17 protein-coding genes are annotated in these 20,950 nt (G+C 50.1%); 16 read left to right on the plus strand and 1 reads right to left on the minus strand.

The window, feature by feature from the left end:
* Positions 1 to 56 precede the first annotated feature (56 nt).
* The 10 genes from NSQ46_RS12045 to NSQ46_RS12090 all read left to right on the plus strand — a co-directional run bounded on the left by NSQ46_RS12045 (position 57) and on the right by NSQ46_RS12090 (position 12,759).
* Positions 57 to 977, plus strand: a complete 921-nt coding sequence (locus tag NSQ46_RS12045; protein ID WP_007128586.1) for an ABC transporter permease — start codon at positions 57 to 59, stop codon at positions 975 to 977.
* A complete protein-coding gene (locus tag NSQ46_RS12050; RefSeq protein WP_210095086.1) occupies positions 977 to 1,771 on the plus strand; it encodes an ABC transporter ATP-binding protein in 795 nt (264 codons plus the stop codon). The genes NSQ46_RS12045 and NSQ46_RS12050 overlap by 1 nt, the downstream gene beginning before the upstream one ends.
* Before the next feature lie 272 nt (positions 1,772 to 2,043).
* Positions 2,044 to 3,432, plus strand: a complete 1,389-nt coding sequence (locus tag NSQ46_RS12055) for a helix-turn-helix transcriptional regulator (RefSeq protein ID WP_342576802.1) — start codon at positions 2,044 to 2,046, stop codon at positions 3,430 to 3,432.
* A 259-nt stretch (positions 3,433 to 3,691) separates the two neighbouring features.
* Positions 3,692 to 5,071 (plus strand): helix-turn-helix transcriptional regulator, encoded by a 1,380-nt coding sequence (locus tag NSQ46_RS12060; RefSeq protein ID WP_210095084.1) that lies wholly within the window; start codon positions 3,692 to 3,694, stop codon positions 5,069 to 5,071.
* Positions 5,072 to 5,217: 146 nt separating this feature from the next.
* Positions 5,218 to 6,591, plus strand: a complete 1,374-nt coding sequence (locus tag NSQ46_RS12065; RefSeq protein WP_342576803.1) for a helix-turn-helix transcriptional regulator — start codon at positions 5,218 to 5,220, stop codon at positions 6,589 to 6,591.
* Positions 6,592 to 6,686: 95 nt separating this feature from the next.
* A complete protein-coding gene (locus NSQ46_RS12070) occupies positions 6,687 to 7,019 on the plus strand; it encodes a hypothetical protein (protein ID WP_342576804.1) in 333 nt (110 codons plus the stop codon).
* Between the two features lie 168 nt (positions 7,020 to 7,187).
* Positions 7,188 to 8,552, plus strand: coding sequence for a helix-turn-helix transcriptional regulator (locus NSQ46_RS12075; protein WP_342576805.1), 1,365 nt, complete (start codon positions 7,188 to 7,190; stop codon positions 8,550 to 8,552).
* A gap of 164 nt (positions 8,553 to 8,716) precedes the next feature.
* Complete coding sequence (locus tag NSQ46_RS12080; protein ID WP_210095082.1) at positions 8,717 to 9,937, plus strand: MFS transporter; 1,221 nt, start codon at positions 8,717 to 8,719, stop codon at positions 9,935 to 9,937.
* Positions 9,938 to 10,315: 378 nt separating this feature from the next.
* Positions 10,316 to 11,545, plus strand: coding sequence for a chromate efflux transporter (chrA, locus tag NSQ46_RS12085; RefSeq protein WP_210095081.1), 1,230 nt, complete (start codon positions 10,316 to 10,318; stop codon positions 11,543 to 11,545).
* A gap of 275 nt (positions 11,546 to 11,820) precedes the next feature.
* A complete protein-coding gene (locus NSQ46_RS12090) occupies positions 11,821 to 12,759 on the plus strand; it encodes an NAD(P)/FAD-dependent oxidoreductase (RefSeq protein WP_210095080.1) in 939 nt (312 codons plus the stop codon).
* A 100-nt stretch (positions 12,760 to 12,859) separates the two neighbouring features.
* On the opposite strand, the gene NSQ46_RS12095 is transcribed toward NSQ46_RS12090, so the two are convergent.
* Entirely contained in the window at positions 12,860 to 13,162 is a 303-nt protein-coding gene (locus NSQ46_RS12095) for a hypothetical protein (RefSeq protein WP_028406288.1), read from the minus strand.
* Positions 13,163 to 13,312: 150 nt separating this feature from the next.
* Here NSQ46_RS12095 and NSQ46_RS12100 point away from each other — a divergent pair, with 150 nt between their 5' ends.
* From NSQ46_RS12100 to NSQ46_RS12125, 6 genes are all read left to right on the plus strand, one after another.
* Positions 13,313 to 13,681, plus strand: coding sequence for an antibiotic biosynthesis monooxygenase (locus NSQ46_RS12100; protein WP_007128573.1), 369 nt, complete (start codon positions 13,313 to 13,315; stop codon positions 13,679 to 13,681).
* A gap of 113 nt (positions 13,682 to 13,794) precedes the next feature.
* Entirely contained in the window at positions 13,795 to 14,775 is a 981-nt protein-coding gene (locus NSQ46_RS12105; RefSeq protein ID WP_007128572.1) for a MoxR family ATPase, read from the plus strand.
* A gap of 12 nt (positions 14,776 to 14,787) precedes the next feature.
* Positions 14,788 to 15,897: a DUF58 domain-containing protein gene (locus NSQ46_RS12110; RefSeq protein WP_210095079.1), complete on the plus strand. Its 1,110-nt coding sequence runs from the start codon at positions 14,788 to 14,790 to the stop codon at positions 15,895 to 15,897.
* Positions 15,894 to 17,195, plus strand: coding sequence for a DUF4129 domain-containing protein (locus NSQ46_RS12115; protein ID WP_210095078.1), 1,302 nt, complete (start codon positions 15,894 to 15,896; stop codon positions 17,193 to 17,195). The genes NSQ46_RS12110 and NSQ46_RS12115 overlap by 4 nt, the downstream gene beginning before the upstream one ends.
* 12 nt (positions 17,196 to 17,207) lie before the next feature.
* Complete coding sequence (gene pulA / locus NSQ46_RS12120; protein ID WP_007128569.1) at positions 17,208 to 19,160, plus strand: type I pullulanase; 1,953 nt, start codon at positions 17,208 to 17,210, stop codon at positions 19,158 to 19,160.
* 105 nt (positions 19,161 to 19,265) lie between these two features.
* Positions 19,266 to 20,873 carry an S-layer homology domain-containing protein gene (locus NSQ46_RS12125; protein WP_007128568.1) on the plus strand — a complete coding sequence of 536 codons (1,608 nt, stop codon included), beginning with the start codon at positions 19,266 to 19,268 and terminating at the stop codon, positions 20,871 to 20,873.
* The last annotated feature ends 77 nt before the right edge of the window (positions 20,874 to 20,950 follow it).

Below are 20,950 nucleotides of genomic sequence, written 5' to 3' on the forward strand. Positions count from 1 at the left end.
TGTAAGGCGCGGAGTCTTGAGCCCGCGCCTTCCTTAATCATAAAGGAGGTCAAGACATGTTGGAATTCCTGATGAGACTGGATGGTCCGATTGAATTAGGTCTGTTGTATGCGCTGATGGCACTTGGCGTTTATATTACGTTCCGCATTTTGGATTTTCCGGATCTTACGGTGGATGGAAGCTTTACCATGGGGGGCGCGATCGCAGCCGTACTGATTACAAACGGCACCAACCCTTGGCTCGCAACGTTGGTTGCGATTGCCGGCGGGATGGCCGCGGGGGTATGTACAGGCCTCCTTCATACGAAGGGCAAGATTAACGGATTGCTGTCCGGGATTATTATGATGATTGCTCTTTATTCCATTAATATGCGGATTATGGGTAAGCCGAACATCTCCCTCAGCCAGGAGGATATCGTGTTCGGCTCCATCGATCCGATTTATGTCATGCTTGTTATTGTGATTATCGTGAAGCTATTGCTGGATGCGTTCTTCCGCACGGATCTCGGTCTTGCCCTGCGGGCAACGGGGGACAACAAACGCATGATCCGCAGCTTCGGCGCGAACACCGATACAACCACGATTCTTGGGCTCAGCATTTCCAACGGCCTGGTTGCCTTTTCGGGGGCCGTCGTTGCCCAGCAGTCCAGCTTTGCGGATATCAGCTCGGGGATCGGGATGATTGTAATCGGTCTGGCATCAGTAATTATTGGTGAAGCGATCCTCGGGAAGGGCTCCGTATTCCGTACGACACTTGCGGTGGTATGCGGTTCGATTATTTACCGGATCGTCGTTGCGGCTGCCTACGAAATCCCTTGGCTTGAAGCTTCTGACCTGAAGCTGATTACCGCGGTTATCGTAATTGTCGCGCTTGTGCTGCCGACCGTGCAGCGGTCGATGAGGCAGCGCACGCAGGCGAAGAAGCGTTCGACCGAGCTGCTGACCGCTCAAGGCAAGTCGGAAGGAGGTGCCTTCTAATGCTGCAGATGAATCATGTATCCAAGCTTTTTAACCCCGGAACGGTGGATGAGAAGGTCGCTCTCATGGATGTGAACCTTCATCTAAAGCCCGGCGATTTCGTTACGGTCATTGGAAGCAACGGTGCAGGCAAATCCACATTAATGAACATCATTTCCGGTGTGCTGAGGCCGGACGCGGGGGAGGTCCGAATTGACGGCAACGACATCGGCCACCTGCCCGAGTTCCGCCGCAGCCGCTGGATCGGCCGGGTGTTCCAGGATCCGATGGCAGGCACGGCACCGCATATGACGATTGAAGAGAACCTGGCGATGGCATTAAAGCGCGGGAAATCCCGCGGACTTGGCATCGGGGTATCTGCATCGAAGCGTACGGCGTTCCGTCAGTATTTGGAGCGGCTGGGCATCGGCCTGGAAAATCGACTTCGCGCGAAGGTAGGCATGCTCTCGGGCGGTGAACGCCAAGCGCTCAGCCTTCTGATGGCGACGTTCACGGAGCCGCAAATTCTGCTGCTTGACGAGCATACGGCGGCGCTGGATCCGGCCCGCGCGGAGCTGATCACGCGCATTACCGACGAAATCGTTCGGGATATGAACCTGACGACACTCATGGTGACGCATAATATGGAGCAAGCGATCCGCCTCGGTAATCGCCTCATTATGATGGATAAGGGCCGAATTATTCTCGATGTGGACGAGCAGCGCAAGCAATCGCTGACCGTTGAGCAGCTGCTCGGCGAATTCGAGCAGATCAGCGGCCACAAGCTGGCGGATGACCGGCTTGTGCTGGGTTAATTGTAAGCAAGTTTTACAGAGTTCGGGCTTGTCCCCGGATATTTCAATATAGAATACAGGCGTTTTTCGGTCATGCCGGGAAACGCCTGTTCTCTTTTTTGATAGGGGAACCTCCAGGAAATACTTGAATCTTTAAATATTTTCTCTTATTTTCGAAACCAAATGTCAAATAATGACGTAAATAAGTATTGACCGGTGTAATATTAATCAATATGATAGCTATATACAGCAATATCCTAATATTTGGTTGCAACCCCGGAGGTGGTGTTAGCTTGGAGAAATTAACCACGATTCGCGAACAGTTAGAAGAGCATTTGCGCAAGCATGGGATGACAATAAACCGGTTTGCAGATTTATCGGGGGTGAACAGCGGCACGCTCAGCAACATCCTGAACGGGAACCGACCAATTTCGATGCAGCAGCTGGACCGGATCACGTCCGGGATGGGACTTCCCGATGGTTATTTCTACGATCCGTACATAGATGAATGTATTTTTCATGCCACGCCCGATTGGCGGCGGCTGGGCCCCTTCCTTCTTCGCTGTGCCGAGCTGGACAAGCTGGATTGTCTGGACCGTGCGATCCGGATGACGATGGATAACGTCGCGTATGCCCCGATGCTGTTCGACATGGCGGAGACATTGTTTCAAGAAGGGAAGAATGAGGCAGCCGCCATTTTATATCAATGCGTTGCCGAGAGCGAGAAGTTCCAGCATTCCGAACGGCTGGCTCTTTGCCAGTACCGGCTTTTTATGCTCAGCTTGTCGGAGGACCAGGAGGCGAATCTGCAAGCGGCCGTGTCTTTTGAGCCGTATATTGATCGGTTGGATGAAGGTTATCAGCTGGATGCTTATGTGAAGTTAATAAATGTGAACTTATTTCTTCAAAGGTGGAAAAAGATGGGTGAACTCGCAGAAAAGATGGGCGAAAAAGCCGAAATTCAATATAAACAGAAGGACGGCTTATATAGAAATCAGTTAAACTCCAATCAACCATTGATCTTCTATATCCTCTATTCATACCTTATTCGTGCTAAAGTCTGTAGTGAATGTGGGGATTATGAGAGGGCTCTATCATTTGTTTCTTTATATTCAGAGACAGAATGGATTAAGGAACCACAGGAAGATGAAAATAAAATCATCTCTCAGTTTAGACAATGGTCTATTGCAAACCGTTACTTGTATAGATTAATGTCAGGTCATGTCGAAGTTTTAAATGAGTATGTGGACTACATTGCGAATATGAAAGATGAAATCTTCCCTGCCATATGTGAAATAATGATAGCTGCAAATCACTTTAAGTTGGAAGTGGATCACATTTTAGAACGATTTAATGAATACTTAGTCTATAAAGAGCAAAAAAATATGATTGGTAAAATTAGTGAGCAAGTAACTGTTGATCGGTATACACGTTTGCTAACAGAATTAGGGATCTATTATTTAAATAAGAAAGACTTCAAAAGGGGATTAGATTTTATATTGGATAGTATGGAAAATTGTATTAAGATTAATAGTACAAAGGGGATCGTAAGATGTATGGGGTTATTTGAGATGTTTCGACAGAATGCATCACTTAATGCAACAGAACATTACAAAATATTGGTAAGTGAGGTGTACAAAATAAATGAAAAGAAAATTGGCAGTTCTATTGGTTATTTGTAGTATGATCTTGTTAGTATCATCGTCAATGATTAATGATTTTCTTAACGATAGTGGTATCGAACTAATTAATATTTTAAGACATGGAGAAGGCACTGAAACCTAAAATTATATGCTCAATTAAATAATTTAGGCTACTTCGTATATCAAGACAATTGATATGCGGAGTAGCCTTTTTAGCAAGAGCACTAAAAACCAAATATATTTTGAAATATAGATATAGTCTTACTTCTATTTGGTTAAGCTCTGGGGGTGTTGTTGCTTGAAAACGACAGCCACGATTCGCGGAGAAATCGATAAATTTCTACATCATCATCGTTTAACTATTAATCAATTTGCAAGGCTTTCAGGAGTGAATAGCGGAACACTAAGCAGTATTCTTAATGGTCATCGCCCAATGTCTATGCAGCAGTTGGATCGGATTACGCATTGTATGGGTTTGGAAGACGGGCATTTCTACGACATGTATATCGACGAGTTTATATTTCACTTAACACCAGATTGGCGCCGGTTGGGCCCGTTTCTGCAACGCTGCGCTCAGTTAGATAAGCTTGATTCCCTGGATAAAGCCGCCCGAATGACAATGGATAATGTCTCTTATGCACCCATGCTATTTGAGTTGGCAGAATCTTTTTATCATTCAGGAAGAAACGAAGCATCAATGCTGCTATTTGAATGTGTGGCCGAGAGTGAGAAGTCCCAACATTCTGAACGCTTGGCTCTTTGCCAATACCGAATATTCACACTCAAATTAAGTGATGACCAGGAGAAAAATTTACAGGCAGCCGTGCAATTTGAACCCTATATAGAGAAATTGGACGAACGCTATCAACTTGATGCATACAAGAATCTATTAAATACCTATTCGGCATTGCATCGATGGGGAGAAGTTGAGCGTTTAAGCAGGAGAATGAGACAAGCAGCTAAAATGCTTTATTCTGAGAACAGGAATGCACACCAGGTGCAAGATTATCCCAATAAGCCAGTCATTTTTTATATTTTATATTCTTATCTTATGGAATCCCATACTTACAAAGAGCGAGGAAAATTTGATAAAGCATTGGAATTGATATCGTATTATGAAAAACCAGATTGGGTGGATAATCCCAGTCAAGAAGAACTTATTATAACGGATCAGTTTTCAGAATGGGCAAAAGCCAATAGGTATTTGTATCGATTACTAAGTGGAGAGCCTGACAGTCTGGACGTGTACGTAGAGTTTATAAGTTCAAATGAAGATGAGATATTTCATGCTCTGACTCATATCATGGTGGCCGTCAATCGGTATCATCTTCAAGTGGATCATATTTTGGACCGTTTCAAGAATTATATCGCTTACCAGCCTCGAAAAAGCAGGATCGGCACCATTGATGAGCAAGTAAATATTAATAACTATACCCGCCTCTTAGCTGAACTTGGCATTTATTATTTGAATGCTAAACGATACGAACAGGGCTTAGTTTACATCGTCAACAGTCTGGAGTATTCAATTCGGATTCACAGCGATAAGGGCATGCTGAGATGTATGGGGCTGTTCGAGCAATTCCGCCCCTTTGCTTCGTCCGAAATCCAGCAACGCTATCAGAATCTGATTAGCGATATTCAAAAATTATCGGTTTATGCATGGATGCCGGTGATATAGTCTACCAGTTTGAAAAGCTATAGAAGGGCAATATTAAAATAAAATGTATTTTAATCAATCCATTTATAAACCTTACTATTGGCCTGGGGTATATTAAATAATAGAATGTAATGTATATTTTGGGTGGAGCTTGGGGGTGTTGTTGCGTGAAAACGACAGCCACGATTCGCGGAGAGATTGAACGTTTCATTGATGAGCACGGAATGACGATCAACCAATTTGCCAAAGCTGCAGGTATAAACAGCGGAACGTTAAGCAGCATTATAAATGGTCGTCGTCCATTATCAATGAAGCAGTTAGACCAGATTACCTCAATCATGGGATTGGAAGACGGACATTTCTATGAAATGTACATTTATGAATGTATCTTCCATTCCACGCCGGATTGGCGTCGCTTAGGTCCGTTTTTATACCGCTGTGCGGAGCTTGATAGATTGGATAGCCTTGATACGGCCGTCCGAATGACCTTGGATAATACCGCCTATTTGCCGATGCTATATGAGCTGGCAGAAAGGTTTGTTCAAGAAGCGAAATATAAAGCAGCAATATTGCTCTATGAATGCGTAGCCGAAAGCGAGAAGTATCAGCATTCCGAACGCTTAGCCTTATGTCAATATAGACTATTTAAACATCGCATTGAGAACAATCAGGAATCAAATGGGCGAGCTGTTGTACTCTTCGAACCTTATTTAGAACGCCTGAATGAGGCGTATCAGTTGGATGCTTATGTCCGTGTCATCAATGTAAGCTTCTCCCTCGACAGATGGGATAATGTCAGAAGTCTCGCGGAGAGAATGGGGAAAAAGGCTCGAGTTCAATATGATAACGGCAATTATTTGGATACGAATACACCTAATCAACCAGTCATTTTTTATGTGCTTTATTCTTATCTAGTTCTAGAAAATTGTTGTGCGGCAATAGATGATTATGACGGCGCTCTACATCATGTATCGCAATATGATTACCCTGACTGGGTCATTAATCCTTCCGAACAAGAACAAAAAATCTTAAACCAATTCCATGAGTGGGCGACAGCTAATCGATACTTGTACAGGCTATTAAGTGGGGATCGGGAAGTGCTCCCCGAATACGTTGAGTACATCTCAACAAGAGAGGACGAGATTTTCATTGCACTATGCAATATTGTACTGGCTGCGAATCGTCATAAAATGCAGATTGATCATGTGCTTGAGCAATTTAAGGATTATATTGTGTATAAAGAACAGCGAAATAAAATTACAAAGATAAATGAACAGATGACACTAAATAACTACACCCGCCTATTAGCCGAACTAGGCATCTATTACCTGAATGCCAAGCAGTACGATCGCGGGTTAGCCTACATCGTGGACAGTTTCGAGTATTCGATTCGGATTCGGAGCGATAAGGGCATGCTAAGGTGCATGGGGCTATTCGAGCAGTTCCGTTCATTTGCATCGCCTGAGATCCAGCAGCGCTACCAGGAGTTAATCACCGAAGTACAAAAGTTATCGGTTTATGCCTGGATGCCGGTCGTATAGTTGGTATGAAGATTTTATATAGAGCATAGACAGCAGGCGCAATTCACCAATTGTGCTGGATTTTTTTATAGATATGGGATAAAGGGGGGATGATTATGAGGGGCAAAAAGCAGATGCTAACTCTAGCAATTCTCTTTGCTGCAGCTTACGTTATATTTGGAGTATGGATTGCTCATGATACGAAAATTATTCTGGAAAAGGCAATGAGCGGTGACCTTGATTATTCGCATTATATGAACCAAACGGCCTTCCAAACGATAAATCCAATCGAACGTGGATTGACGGCAAGTCATTTTGAATTCGATAAAGAATTACATGACGTGGGGGGAATTTTACCGCTGCATTTCTTTTTCATTTCGAAAGTCTTTGTAACTCAGCAATATGAAAATGCTCATTTTGGTTTCAAAGAGCCCGTCCGTTTGGTCTAAAGCTAACTTCGGGGAAATGGTATGCAGCGAATGTCCACATACAACCTTAAATCTTGACGGTACGAAAATCTGCCCAATGAGGCTCACCTATGTATTACTATTGGCTCCGAATATAAAAGCAGCGCGTCGGATAACAATGCAATGGTCAGTTTCTGGGGGTGTTATGGATTGATATCGACGGCCACGATTCGTGAGCAAATTACACGATATATCGATGAACGTGGGATGACGATCAACCAGTTCGCAAGAATATCGGGGATAAACAACGGAACCCTCAGCAACATCCTTAATGGTCGCCGCCCTATATCCATTAAACAATTGGATCAAATGACTTTAGCGATGGGATGCAGTGAAGGGCATTTCTATGAAATGTATATCCATGAATATCTATTTCCTTCGAAGCCGGATTGGCGTCGGCTTGGTCCATTTCTGCACCGCTGTGCCGAATTGAACAAACTCGATTGTTTGGATCTGGCAGCCCGCATGACATTGGATAATACGAGTTATCTTCCTGTGCTTTTTGAAACAGCGGAAACGTTGTTTGGTGAGGGGAAGGATAAAGCTGCAAAACTGCTCTATGAATGTGTAGCAGAGAGTGAGAAGTCCCAACATTCTGAACGATTGGCTCTTTGTCAGTATCGTATTTTTATGTTGAGCTTGAGCATGAGTGAAGTATCCAACTTGCAGGCAGCCGTGAATTTCGAATCCTATATAGATCGTTTGGATGAAGAGTATAAATTAGACGGGTTCAAGGCATTGATCGACGTTTACTTATCTATTCATTGGTGGGATAAGATTCCGAAATTAGCTGATACATTGGAGTGTTTATCAACTTATGAATATCAATTGAATAGGAACAAATCTCGTCCTTCTACTAAGCGTAAAAAACCATTGATTTTCTATCGATTGTACGCTTACTTAATAAAAGCTAATTATTATCGCAATATTGGTGATTATGATAAAGCACTTGACTATGTATCGCTATATGCCGATCCAGATTGGGTTATAGAGCCCTCGGCGGAAGAACGTTTAATTATTGAGAAGTTCAAGGGGTGGGCTATCGCTAACCGTTTTATGTATAAGCTGATGAACGGACATTTTGAGATGCTGGATGATTATATCAATTATGTCTCTTCTAAAGAAAATGAGATCTATACGGCACTATGCAATATTATCTTGGCGGCGAATCGATTTAAGTATGACATTGATTCGATATTGGAACGATATAAGGACTTCTTGGATTATAAATCACAACAAAAGGTGGAGCAGATCGGCCTCAATAACTACACCCGCCTATTAGCCGAACTAGGCATCTATTACCTGAATGCCAAGCAGTACGATCGCGGGTTAGCCTACATCGTGGACAGTTTCGAGTATTCGATTCGGATTCGGAGCGATAAGGGCATGCTAAGGTGCATGGGGCTATTCGAGCAGTTCCGTTCATTTGCATCGCCTGAGATCCAGCAGCGCTATCAGGAGCTTATACGTGAGGTTCAGAAATTATCGGTTTATGCCTGGATGCCGGTCGTGTAACCCGTGTAAAAATGACTTGGAACCTTGCTCTTCATTCGTTGTGACAGACGGGCTGCCCATCCGATGGATGCAGAAGTTTGTTATGATCGGTAGCCGAAAGGAAGGGTTTGTGATAAAATCGGATAAGTTTATTTTTACATATCGTTGGAGTGAGGAGTCTTATCATGTCTACTACATCATTGGTCGAAAAGAACTCCGTGTCCTCAGGACGCCGCTGGTTGATTTTTGCAGGCATTATTCTGATTGCAATTAACCTCCGTGCAGCGATCACGTCCGTAGGGCCGTTAATCGGCATCATCCGGGATGATACCGGGATTTCGAATACATTGGCCGGCATGCTGACCACGCTGCCGCTGCTGGCATTTGCGCTGCTGTCTCCGATGGCGCCGGCTATGGCTAGAAAATGGGGATTGGAGACAACCCTGCTCCTGAGCATGGTGCTGCTCATGTTCGGCATCGGAATCCGCTCTTTATCCTCACCGGTTACATTGCTGCTCGGCACTGCCTTTCTCGGTATGGCCATAGCGGTGGGAAATGTGCTGCTGCCTAGCCTGGTCAAACGCGATTTCCCGCGTCAGATCGGATTGATGACCGGTACCTATTCGGCATCCATGAACCTGCTGGCCGCCGTAGCATCCGGTGTCAGCATTCCGCTTGCTACCCAGGCCGGACTCGGATGGCAAGGCGCCTTGCTGGTATGGGGAATCCTGGCGGTGATCGCTACAGCGGTGTGGGTCATCGAATGGCGAAGCAGTGACCGGAAGGCAGAGATTCGTTCCGAACAGGGGAAAGCACCGAATGTGCTGCGTTCTTCGCTGACTTGGTATGTCACCTTTTTCATGGGATTGCAGTCGTTTACGTTTTATGTCAACGTCTCCTGGATGCCGGAAATTTTGCGAAGCCAAGGCATGGATTACAGCGGTGCCGGGTGGATGCTCTCGATTCTTCAGTTCGTCAGCATACCGTTCTCATTCATTATTCCGGTACTGGCCGGCCGCAACCCGAATCAGCGCTTGCTGGTGACGATTTCGGCGATTTGCATGCTGGCGGGGTATCTCGGCTTATTGTTCGGATTAACGTCGTTGAATGTGCTGTGGGTGATTCTGGTCGGTATTTCGGGCGGTGCGAACTTCAGTCTGTCGCTCATGTTCTTCACCCTCCGCACCCGAACCGCTCAGGAGGCGGCTGCCCTGTCGGGCGTGGCTCAGTCCCTTGGTTATTTGCTCGCAGCGGTCGGGCCGATGCTCATCGGCTTCCTGCATGATATGACCACCGGCTGGAAGGTGCCGCTTATGATTTTGTCCGCCGTTGTTGTTCTTCTGTTCTTGTTTGGAATGGGCGCCGCCAAGCCGGGATACCTGAAGGTGCGGGGAGAGCAAGAATAGAGCGGAATCGATTGGGTTTGGTGCGAAAAAGATAGATTTTTCTGTGCACATGTAAAACGAGACTTCAGGAGTAAAAAGCTTCACGACAAAGCATGTTCATCTGCTCCATAAGCCCTTGCAATAAATAGGTCAGCCAGACATTTCTGGCTGACCTATTTATTTCGTATGATCGTTGGAGCATCCAATCCCACGGATATAACCCCCCATGAAAAATACATTTTACACAGCGTTTACATAAATCTGTAGATGGTAACGCCGCATCTGATATATCCTAAAGGTTGACCAACAAAAAAGAGGCATTGAAAGAGCTTGGAACGTCCTGGGATGGGACAGCCAAGGATCTGTTATATGACCGTTGACCAAGGGGAGAGAAGTGCGATGAACATGGAGAAGCAGCAGACGGAGAACCGGCTTGCCTATGACACGCAGCAGGGCCGATGGCGCGCAATTCGCGAAACCTGGTGGACCGCGCTGCAGCTTGGATTAACCTCATTCGGAGGTCCGATTGCCCATCTTGGCTATTTTCATACAACCTATGTAAGACGGAAGCAATGGCTGGACGAGAAATCCTATGCAGACCTGGTCGCGCTGGCGCAATTTCTGCCCGGCCCTGCCAGCAGCCAGGTAGGTATCGGCGTGGGCGTCATGCGTGCCGGGCTATGGGGGGGAATCATTGCCTGGCTTGGATTCACGCTCCCATCGGTTGTCATGCTGATGCTCTTTGCTTATTTAATGGAGGCTTTCGATCCCGGCGCGGCAGGCTGGATCCAAGGTCTCAAAATCGTGGCGGTTGCGATTGTCGCACAGGCCGTGCTCGGAATGGCCGGAAAGCTGGCCTCCGGTCCGATCCGCGCTGCGGTTGCTTTTGCCGCCATGTCCGTTGTGCTGCTCTGGACCTCTCCCGTCGCCCAGGTATCAGTGATTGCCGCTGCGGGAGTCCTAGGCTGGTGGATCTTCAGGAAGAAGCAAGGGGAGGAAGAGGCGGCACCGAAACAGGCGGGAATTCCGATCAGCCGGACGACAGGGCTGGTATGCCTTGGTCTGTTTCTAATCCTGCTGCTCGGCTTGCCGGTCCTGGCCAGCTTGTCCGGCAGCACCGGGATTGCTGTTGTTGACAGCTTCTACCGCTCCGGATCGCTGGTATTTGGCGGCGGGCATGTCGTGCTGCCGCTTCTTGAGAGCGAGACGGTAGCGAACGGATGGATGACCAAAGAGGAATTTCTGACCGGGTATGGGGCAACGCAGGCGGTTCCGGGACCCCTGTTTACATTTGCGGGTTACCTGGGGATGCTGATTCAAGGCGTGCCTGGAGGCATACTGGCTACGCTCGCTATCTTTTTGCCGGGATTTCTGCTCATCGTCGGCGTCATGCCTTTCTGGAACGCGATCCGAACCCATGCGAAGCTCCAGGGGATGCTGACGGGGATGAATGCGGCGGTTGTAGGCATCTTATTGGCTGCACTATACCACCCGATCTGGACATCCTCGATTGACGGATCGATTGAATTTGTCATCGGTGCAGGTTTGTTCGCCATGCTGATGTTTTGGAAGTGCCCGCCTTGGGTGGTCGTGCTTGCCGGCGCGGCAGCCGGGCAGCTGCTGCTGTAACCCCAATCGGTTCGCTCCGGTAAATATCCTCACGGCTTCATTCAGCGGAATATCATCGCAAGCTCTGGACGTAAGTCCGGAGCCTATTTGCTGTTACATTGTAGGCTCTGGACCTAAGTCGGGAGCCTATTTGCCGTTGCAGGAGTATTTCTTGCCGGATTGGTTAAATATGTAGGGTGTATCAGTAAGAATTAAGGGCCAACAACTTCCCCCGCAGCTTGATGGAAGAAACGAAGCAAATCTGAATCCGGTATAGAAAAGAGTGGATGGATACGATGAACAGCACGGACGTGAAGGATTGCATCATTGTTGGAGGCGGCATTGCAGGATTACAGGCTGCGATCCAGCTTGGGCGGTATTCCGTCTATTCGGTTGCGGTCATTGACCGCGGAACAGGACGGTCGGTCATCTGCAGGAGCTATCATAATATTCTTGGCTGGCCAAAAGGCGTATCCGGTCGGAAGCTTAGGGAGCTTGGCCGAGCGCAGGCCGAATCGTACGGCGTGAATTTTATTGAAGATGATATTCGGCAGGCGAACAGGCTTGGCGATTATTTCGAGTTAACCGGAAAAGACGGGACTGTATACAGGGCGAAGACGCTCCTGCTAGCAACCGGCCTGTCGGACCGCTTCCCCGACGTTCCCGGACTGCTGGAGACGCTGGGCAGTACCGTCTATGTATGTCCGGACTGTGACGGATATGAAATTCAGGACCGGAAGACCGTCGTACTGGGAACGGGCGAACCGGGAGCTAACATGGCGCTTTTGCTGTCCGAGAGAACCGGCGATATGACGTACGTCAATCATGAAGGTAAGCCAGCTTCCGCAGAACTTATGGAGCGGCTATCGAAACGAGGGATCTCTTATATCGAGGAGCGTGTAACGGAGGTGAAGTGCAAAGCGGATGGAGTAATCTCGTCCATTGAGCTGGCGAACGGGCAATCCATCCCGGCCGAACGCGGCTTTATCGCCTTTGGCGGAAACCGGATCCATTCCGATCTGGCAAGGCAGCTAGGGGCCGAGCTGGAGCACAATCAGCATGTCAAGACGGATCCGAGGTCCAAGATGACCAATGTCAACCATCTGTGGGCCGCAGGGGATATCGGGGTTCATTCCGAATTGTCCACCGTAGCAATGGGAGAGGGCGCTACGGCGGCGATTTGGATCAATAAGGAGCTTCGAAAAATAGCCGACCCGAGTGGAAATGAACATTAAACGAATTCGGTGAATTACCTTGCTTGTTCAAGTAATTTGCCCATAAACCCGCCTCTTGAAATGGGAATCTCCGACGAACTCCCGCCAAGAGGCGGGTTTATTAGGTCAAGCCGAAACGGGTGATATGGTCCTCCAGCTCATATTTTCGCAGCAGCTCCGTCTGCTTCGGACCGATTAAGTCGAAATGCGGGTAAGGCTGCCGATCATGAATATATTGCGGGTTCAGACCGTTGGTCAAGCACCAGTCTTCAAGACGGCGGAGGTCCGAACATCCCACCTTCGTCACGGTATGAAACTCAGGGAAGCGCTGATCATACCAGAAATGCGTCAAAAATGCGATTTCTCCCCGAGACACCTTTTGCTTCCATTGCTGCAATTCTTGTTTGGTAATGCCGAATGCCATGATGGTCTCATCCTTGTAAGAGTATTCATGCTTCCCATTATACCAGCATATACTTCACTGCACCTAATGCATTCTATGGCTGTATCGAACATGATCCGTCAAAACGCGAGCAAGCCGCGAAAATGACGGATGTGAAGAGGGGGAAGCGCCATGATTCTGGAAACCGCTGTTCTGCATATCAAGCCGGGGTTGGCTAGTGAATTCGAGAGTACCTTCCGGACGGCTTCAGCCGTTCTGTTGACCAAAAAGGGATATGTCGATCATGAGCTTCACAAATGCGTGGAGAATCGGGACGAATATATACTCCTGATCCGTTGGACGGGGATCAAGGACCATCTGATCGGCTTCCGGGGCCATCCGGATTACAAGACGTGGGTTCAGGCTTTAGAGCCTTATTATGCGGATCCGCCGCAGATTAAGCACTATATCGATATCCGCGTGGACGGCAGGGAGCAGGCGGAGCAGGAATTGGCCGAGCTCGCGGAAACCGGCGATGATCAGACGGTATATGGTTCATAAGGTTCACGAAGTCCAGCTAATACGAGTTTAGGAACTTCGGCTAATTTTAGGGCTCGAACAGGAATCCAGGTAGCTGATGACGAACTTTGATGGATATGCTTATAACATAAGGAGTGATTACCATCATTACCGATTTTGATTCCGTTCGACGCTTAAGAGACGAGATCCGTGCCAACGTAACCAAGGTTATTGTAGGCAAGGAGCAGCTCATTGACAGGCTGTTCATCGCGATGGTGACCGCAGGCCATGTGCTTCTCGAGGATGTTCCGGGCACGGGGAAAACACTGCTGGCCAAATCCTTATCAAGATCTGTCGACTGCACGTTCAAGCGAGTACAATTTACGCCGGACCTGCTCCCTTCGGATTTGAGCGGCATCTACTTCTATAATCAAAAAATATCTGAATTTGAATTTCGACCAGGCCCGCTGTTTACCAATATCCTGCTTGCGGATGAGATCAACCGGGCTACGCCCCGCACGCAGGCCAGTCTGCTGGAATGCATGGAGGAGCGCCAGATCAGCATTGACGGCGTGACGCATGCGCTGCAGGAGCCGTTTCTGGTTATCGCGACCCAAAATCCGCTGGAGCAGCAGGGAACCTTCCCGCTGCCGGAAGCGCAGCTGGACCGTTTCCTGTTTAAGCTGAGCATGGGATATCCCTCCGCCGAGGAGAGCGTCGATATTCTAAAACGGTTCAAGGAACAGCAGCCGCTGGAATCGCTGACGGCGGTTGCCGCTTCAAGCAGCCTGATTCAAGCACGGCAAGTCGTCAACAAGGTGCATGTGAGCGACGAGCTGTTATCTTATATCGTAAAGCTGGCCGAGCAATCCAGAGCCGACGAAGCCGTAGTCGCAGGCGTAAGCCCAAGGGGCTGCCAGGCACTGCTTAAGGCCGTCCAGGTTCAGGCCGTTCTTGAGGGCAGAGCGTTCGTAACGCCGGACGATGTGAAGACGCTCGCTGTGCCGGCGTGGGCCCATCGTTTGCAGCTGCGCGGCGGCGTCAGAGGCCGGAGCTTGACGGAGGCGGCGGAGGATGTCATCAAGCGCTTGCTGACACAGGTACCGGTACCGACGGAAGCCGGCATCGCGCCTTAAGGGGGCTCGCGGATGGGAGCTTACTGGATTTTGCTGATCGCCGCTGTGATCATTTTTTTGCAGGGCATGCTCTTCAAGCGAACGGCGCTGAAAAAATTGACCTACAGCCGATCATTTAAGGCGTCATCCTGCTATGAGGGAGATTCGATCGAGCTGATTGAGACGATTGAAAACCGGAAAGCGCTGCCGGTTCCCTGGCTGCGGGTTGAATCGCAATTTCGGACAGGCCTTGCCTTTGAGAGCCAGCTGAATCTGAATATTAGCGAAGGACAGTACAACCAGAATCATAAGAGCTTCTTCAGCCTTCTTCCCTGGACCAAAATCGTGCGCAGGCACCGCATCACGGCAAAGCAGCGCGGCGTGTACCGGCTTGGAACCGTCTCCATGACGACGGGCGATCTGCTGGGGATCCAGTCCGTCGTGCAGAGCATGACGCTTCCCGGCGGGATTACGGTGTATCCGAGGCCGCTCGACGTCTCAGAGATGGAGCTCCCGGTACGAACATGGATCGGCGAGCTGCTGGTCCGGCGTTGGATTATGGAGGATCCGTTCCATATCTCCGGCGTGCGCGAGTACCGCAGCGGCGATCCGATGAAGGACATTCAATGGAAAGCCACCGCCAGGACGGGCAGCCTTCAGGTATACCGGCGGGACACGACCGCGGATTGCCGCCTTATGATCTACTTGAATATTGAAGACCATGAGGGGATGTGGACCAAGGTAACGCGGCCGGAGCCGATTGAATACGGAATTCGTCTGGCGGCCGGTATTAGCGCACACTTGCTCTCGCAAGGCATCGAGGTTGGATTCGGTACGAACGGGGCCGTGGTGGATGGAGAGGAGCAGGACATGCTTCTCCCTGCAGCCGGCGGCGAAGCCCAGCAGGATTTGATCCTTGAACTTCTTGCGAAGCTTGAGCTCACCCGTAAGCTGTCGTTCCATGATTATCTCCTGTCCATGCTGGATCGCCAGGAGGAATCGGTGGATATGATCTTGCTCACGACGTATGTAAGTCCCCGGCTGGAAGCATTGCTTGAGCGCTTTAGGATGAAAGGCCACTCCGTCGAGGTTGCGCTCCTCGAGGACGGGATGATCGTGGCAGGCAAGGAGGTGTCCGCATGAGGATCCGCGGATTCGGGTTGCTGCGGGCTTTCTTTAACAGCCTGGTAGAGTGCATCCTTTATTTCCCTGTGCTTTTCATTCCCGCCTATTACCTGTTCCCCGATTCCTTGACATGGCTTTGGCCGGCTGCAGCATGGGGAGCATATCTGATCGGCTATGCCGGCAGTGCCTATCTTCGCTTGAACCGGCAGTTCAAAGCAGTGATGTGGGCCGCTGTAGTATCCATCGCCTTGGGGGGCTGGATATTAGGCATAGACATCCTTCTGGCTTATGCGATTCCGGTACTATTTACAGCCAGCTATCGCGGAAGCCGGATGGAGCAGATCGATTGGAGCAGCATGTTTCCCGGAACCTATTACCTGGTCGGCCTGATCCTATACGGCGCCAGCAGCTTCGTGCTGGCCTTCATGGATTCATTCCGGACGGGAATACCGGTTCTTACTTGGTTCGGAGCAGGAGCATTGGCACTTACGCTGCTTATCGTAAATCAGCAGCTGGTGCTGGACGAAACGCTTCCGGGCAAGGATCAGCCTGTGCTGGAACGACGCGTGCTTCGATATAACCGCTCATTCGTCGTGGTGCTGCTTCTGATCATCGCAGCGATCGCTTTTCTTCCCCAGCTCCGTCATTGGTTCGAGGAGATGGCCCGGGGGCTGACCTCTTGGTTATCGGGACTGTTTAGTGCAGGTCCGGAGACACCTCCGGAATCGCAGGCGACGCCTCAACCGCCGCCTGAACTCCAGCTGCCCGACAGCGAGCAGAAGAGACCGAGCCGGTTCATGAAATGGTTGGAATCGGCGCTGGTTTACGGCGTATTTATCGCGATTGGAATCGGCCTTATGCTGCTTCTTTTGAGATTTGGGAAGCATCTGCCAAAGCTCCTCGGGATCCTCTCCAAGTGGATGAATCGGATGATGTCCCGGCAAGAAGCCCAAACGTCGCTGGGGTATGAGGATGAGGTCGAGGATATCGAGCATGAACGAGCCGGGCAGCGGCTGCGGCGGGCTCTCGGCAGCATGCGTTTGTCCAAGAAGGATCGCGGCGAAGAGCGACATGATCCGAATCAGATCATCCGCCAAATGTACCGCAGGATACTTTTGCAAAGCATCCGGGAAGGGTATAATTGGAAGGCAGCCTTAACGCCCCGGGAAACGGAGAACGATCTTAAGGATTGGCAGGAACATTCGCGGGAGCGGATGCCCGAGACCTTGGTCGAGCTCTATGAGAAGGCCCGTTATGGTAATCGGTCCTTAACGGAAGAAGAGGTGCAGCGGCTGCAGCACAGCAGGAAGAGATGAGGAGTGAAGAGCTTGTCCGTACAGAAAGAGAGCAATGCTGTTATCGATTATGGAGATCTGTCAGTAACCGGCGGCGTATCGGTGTTCTCCAAGGAATTTGATCAATTATTTTATTATGACGGTGACGATCTCGGCCTGACCTATCGTCCGCAGGAGAGCCTATTCCGCCTCTGGGCGCCGACGGCAAGCGAGGCCTATGTGTTAGTCTATTCCGATTGGAAGACAACGGAGGCGGACCGTTATGCGATGACCCGCGATGTATCGGGAACATGGCTCCTGCGGGTGAAAGAGGACCTGAAGGGCCGATTCTATACCTATCAGGTTCGCATTGGTGAGCAATGGAATGAAGCCATTGACCCTTATGCCAAGGCCGTAGGCGTTAACGGCGACCGCGCTTATATTCTAGACATGTCGACAACCAATCCGGAGCGCTGGACCGAAGCGAAGCCTAAGCTTGAAAGCGCTGTGGATGCCGTCATTTATGAACTGCATGTTCGGGATTACACGATCCATCCAGACAGCGGAGTTCATCTTAAGGGAAAGTTCGCAGGGCTGACCGAAGCGGGCACAAAAGGACCCGAAGGAATCCGGACGGGACTTGATCACATTGTGGAGCTCGGGGTTACCCATGTGCAGCTGCTTCCCGTATTCGATTACGCAACGGAAAGCGTGGACGAGACTCGGCTTGATGAGCCGCAATATAATTGGGGCTACGATCCGAAAAATTACAATGTGCCCGAAGGTTCTTATGCCTCGGATCCTTATGTGCCGGAAGTTCGGATTCGCGAGTTCAAGCAATTGGTCCAAGCGCTGCATGATCGCGGACTCCGGGTCATCATGGATGTGGTGTATAACCATGTGTACGATGGTTACTTAATCAACTTCACGAAGCTTGTGCCAGGTTATTATCTACGTTATAAGAAGGACGGCAAGTTTTCGAACGGCTCGGGCTGCGGCAACGATACGGCAACCGAGCGGCCGATGATGCGCAAATTCATTGTGGAATCCGTCCTGCACTGGGTCAAGGAATACCGCATTGACGGCTTCCGCTTCGATCTGATGGGCCTAATGGATGTAGAGACGATGAATGCAATCCGCGGAGCGCTTGATGAGATCGATCCGTCGATCATCATGATCGGGGAAGGCTGGGTCATGGACACCGAGCTTGCGCCGCAGCTGCGCGCCAATCAGCAGCAGGCTGACCGGATGCCGAGAATCGGACATTTTAACGATGGGTTCCGCGATGCGGTTAAGGGCGATATTTTTAAATATCAATACAAAGGCTTTATTAGCGGAGGAACTGGGCTCAAGGACCGGGTGAAGCAGGGTGTTGCCGGTGGTATTTCGTATTCGGCGGATATACGGTCATTTGCATCCGAGCCTGACCAGAATGTGAATTATGTAGAGTGTCACGATAACCATACGCTCTGGGACAAAATCCAGCTCTCCACGGCTGGCGAGAGCGATGATATTCGCCGGGACATGCACCGGCTGGCATCGGCCATCACGCTCACCAGCCAAGGGATTCCGTTCATTCATGCCGGTCAGGAATATTACCGGTCCAAAGGCGGGGTCGAGAACAGCTATAATGAGCCGGATGAGGTGAACCGCCTGGATTGGCGGCAAGCAGCGGAGCATCAGGACGGCGTCAAGTATATTCAGCGGCTCATCCAGCTGCGCAAGGAGCGTCCGGCATTCCGGCTGCGGGATGCGGAAACGATTCGTAAGCATCTGCGTTTCGAGGCTTGTCCGGAGCAGGCGATCGCCTTCACGCTGCGAGATCACGCCGGCGGCGATCAGGCCCGGCATCTCTATGTTCTCTATTATGCCGGCCGAAACGAGGCTACCTTAAGTCTGCCGGAGCTTGGAGAATGGACCGTCCTCTTAGGGGAAGAGACGATCAAACAGCTGTCCCCGACAACATTGACTGTGGATGGGATCGGGGCCGTTATTCTTTCCTGCTGAAGTACGGAAAGAGCTTAAGCGATATTACCAATAAATGAGCAATGCCCGATTCTACGATCATCTGATATGCTGAGATAATCAGATGATAGAATCGAGGCGTACCACTTGAAGAAGTATTTCCTGACGTTATGTGTTTTGCTGTTACTGGCAGGCGTGATTCATCCTGTTCAGGTATCGGGACTTGGGGCTCCAAGCCAGCCCGCGTTTCATGATATCTCCGGAAGCTACGCAAAGGAAGCGATCTTGCGTTTGGCGAAGCGGGGGATCATAAGCGGGGACGGCAATGGAGCTTTTTTGCCGAAAAACCACATCTCCCGAGCCGAATTCACGGCGATGCTGACAAGGCTGCTGAAGCTGTCACCCGTGAACAATGACCTGTCCGCGTTCCGGGATGTACGGCCTGCTGCCTGGTATTACGGCTATGTGCATGCTGGACTGAACGTATCGATCGTGCAGGGGAGCGGTGCATATTTCTATCCGAATGCGCAGATTACCCGGCAGGAGGCTGCCGTCATGATGGTCCGGGCGATGAAGGAGAGCGGTAAAGGCAGCGGGAGCAGTGCCTGGAGATACTCGGACTCGGGCTCCATTGCCGGTTGGGCCCGGAGCGCCGTAGGACGAGCAACGGAAACGGGATGGCTGCAGGGAGGCGAGGGCCGGTTCAGACCGCTGGATCCGATTACCCGCGAAGAGACCGCCATGCTGCTGGACCGCGTCCTTCGTACGGGCAACGTCCAATCCGTGCTGGACCGCCAAGAAGGAGCAAGCGTACGAATGGGATGGCTGTATAACGGAACGACCAGCCAGTATATAAGCTATGCTAAGAGGGCTGGACTGAACGTTCTCGTGCCGCGATGGTATTACCTGAACGCCTCTGGTAAGCTGTCGGATAATACGGATACGGCGCTGCTGAATTGGGCGCATAAGAACGGCCGTGAAGTGTGGGCGATGATAGGAAACCGGAGCAACGCCGAGATGACGCATCAAATCCTTAGCAGCGCCACGCTCCGGCAATCGGTGATCAGCAGCATCGCTGCCAATACCGTGAAGTATGAACTGGATGGAATCAACATTGATTTTGAGAATGTGATGCCCCAGGATCGTGAGAATCTGACGCTGTTCGTTACGTTATTATCTGCTGAGATGAAGCGCCTGGGTGCCAAGCTGTCGATTGACGTATCCCCGGATCTAAACACGGATTGGACGGCGGCGTTCGATTATGCGGCACTCGGCAGGCAGCTGGATTATCTCGTGCTGATGAGCTACGACGAGCATTGGGGCGGCTCGCCCAAAGCAGGCTCCGTATCGTCCATTTCTTGGTCGGAATCTGCATTACAGCGGCTCCTGACCCAGATTAGGGCGAATCAAGCGATTGTCGCCTTTCCGTTGTATACGAGGGACTGGAAGCTGGCCTCCAGCGTTTCCTCCGAGGATATCACCTTGGTGGAGCAGGGCCGGCGAATTCGAAGCTTTCAGGCTCCGATATCGTGGAATGCGGAAGCGGGACAATATGAAGCGGAATACCGCTCTGGCGGCGTTCAGCATCGGATCTGGACAGAGGACGCCCGTTCCTTGTCCGTGAAGCACCTGATGGCTTCGGCGTATCAAGTTGCCGGCTTCGCCTACTGGTATCCGGGAGCGGAGACCGTTGACGTCTGGAAGGCGATCCCGAACGCCCAGCGCTATGCTTCCTATTCTTTCTATATTCAATAGGTGTGCACTTCTTAAGCAATGGCTGGAAGTTAAATGAATAGTCGTCCGGGTAAGCCGGTTAAGGTTCACTTTGCGAC

Source organism: Paenibacillus sp. FSL M8-0142, assembly GCF_038597315.1.
Lineage (GTDB): Bacteria > Bacillota > Bacilli > Paenibacillales > Paenibacillaceae > Paenibacillus_AQ > Paenibacillus_AQ lactis.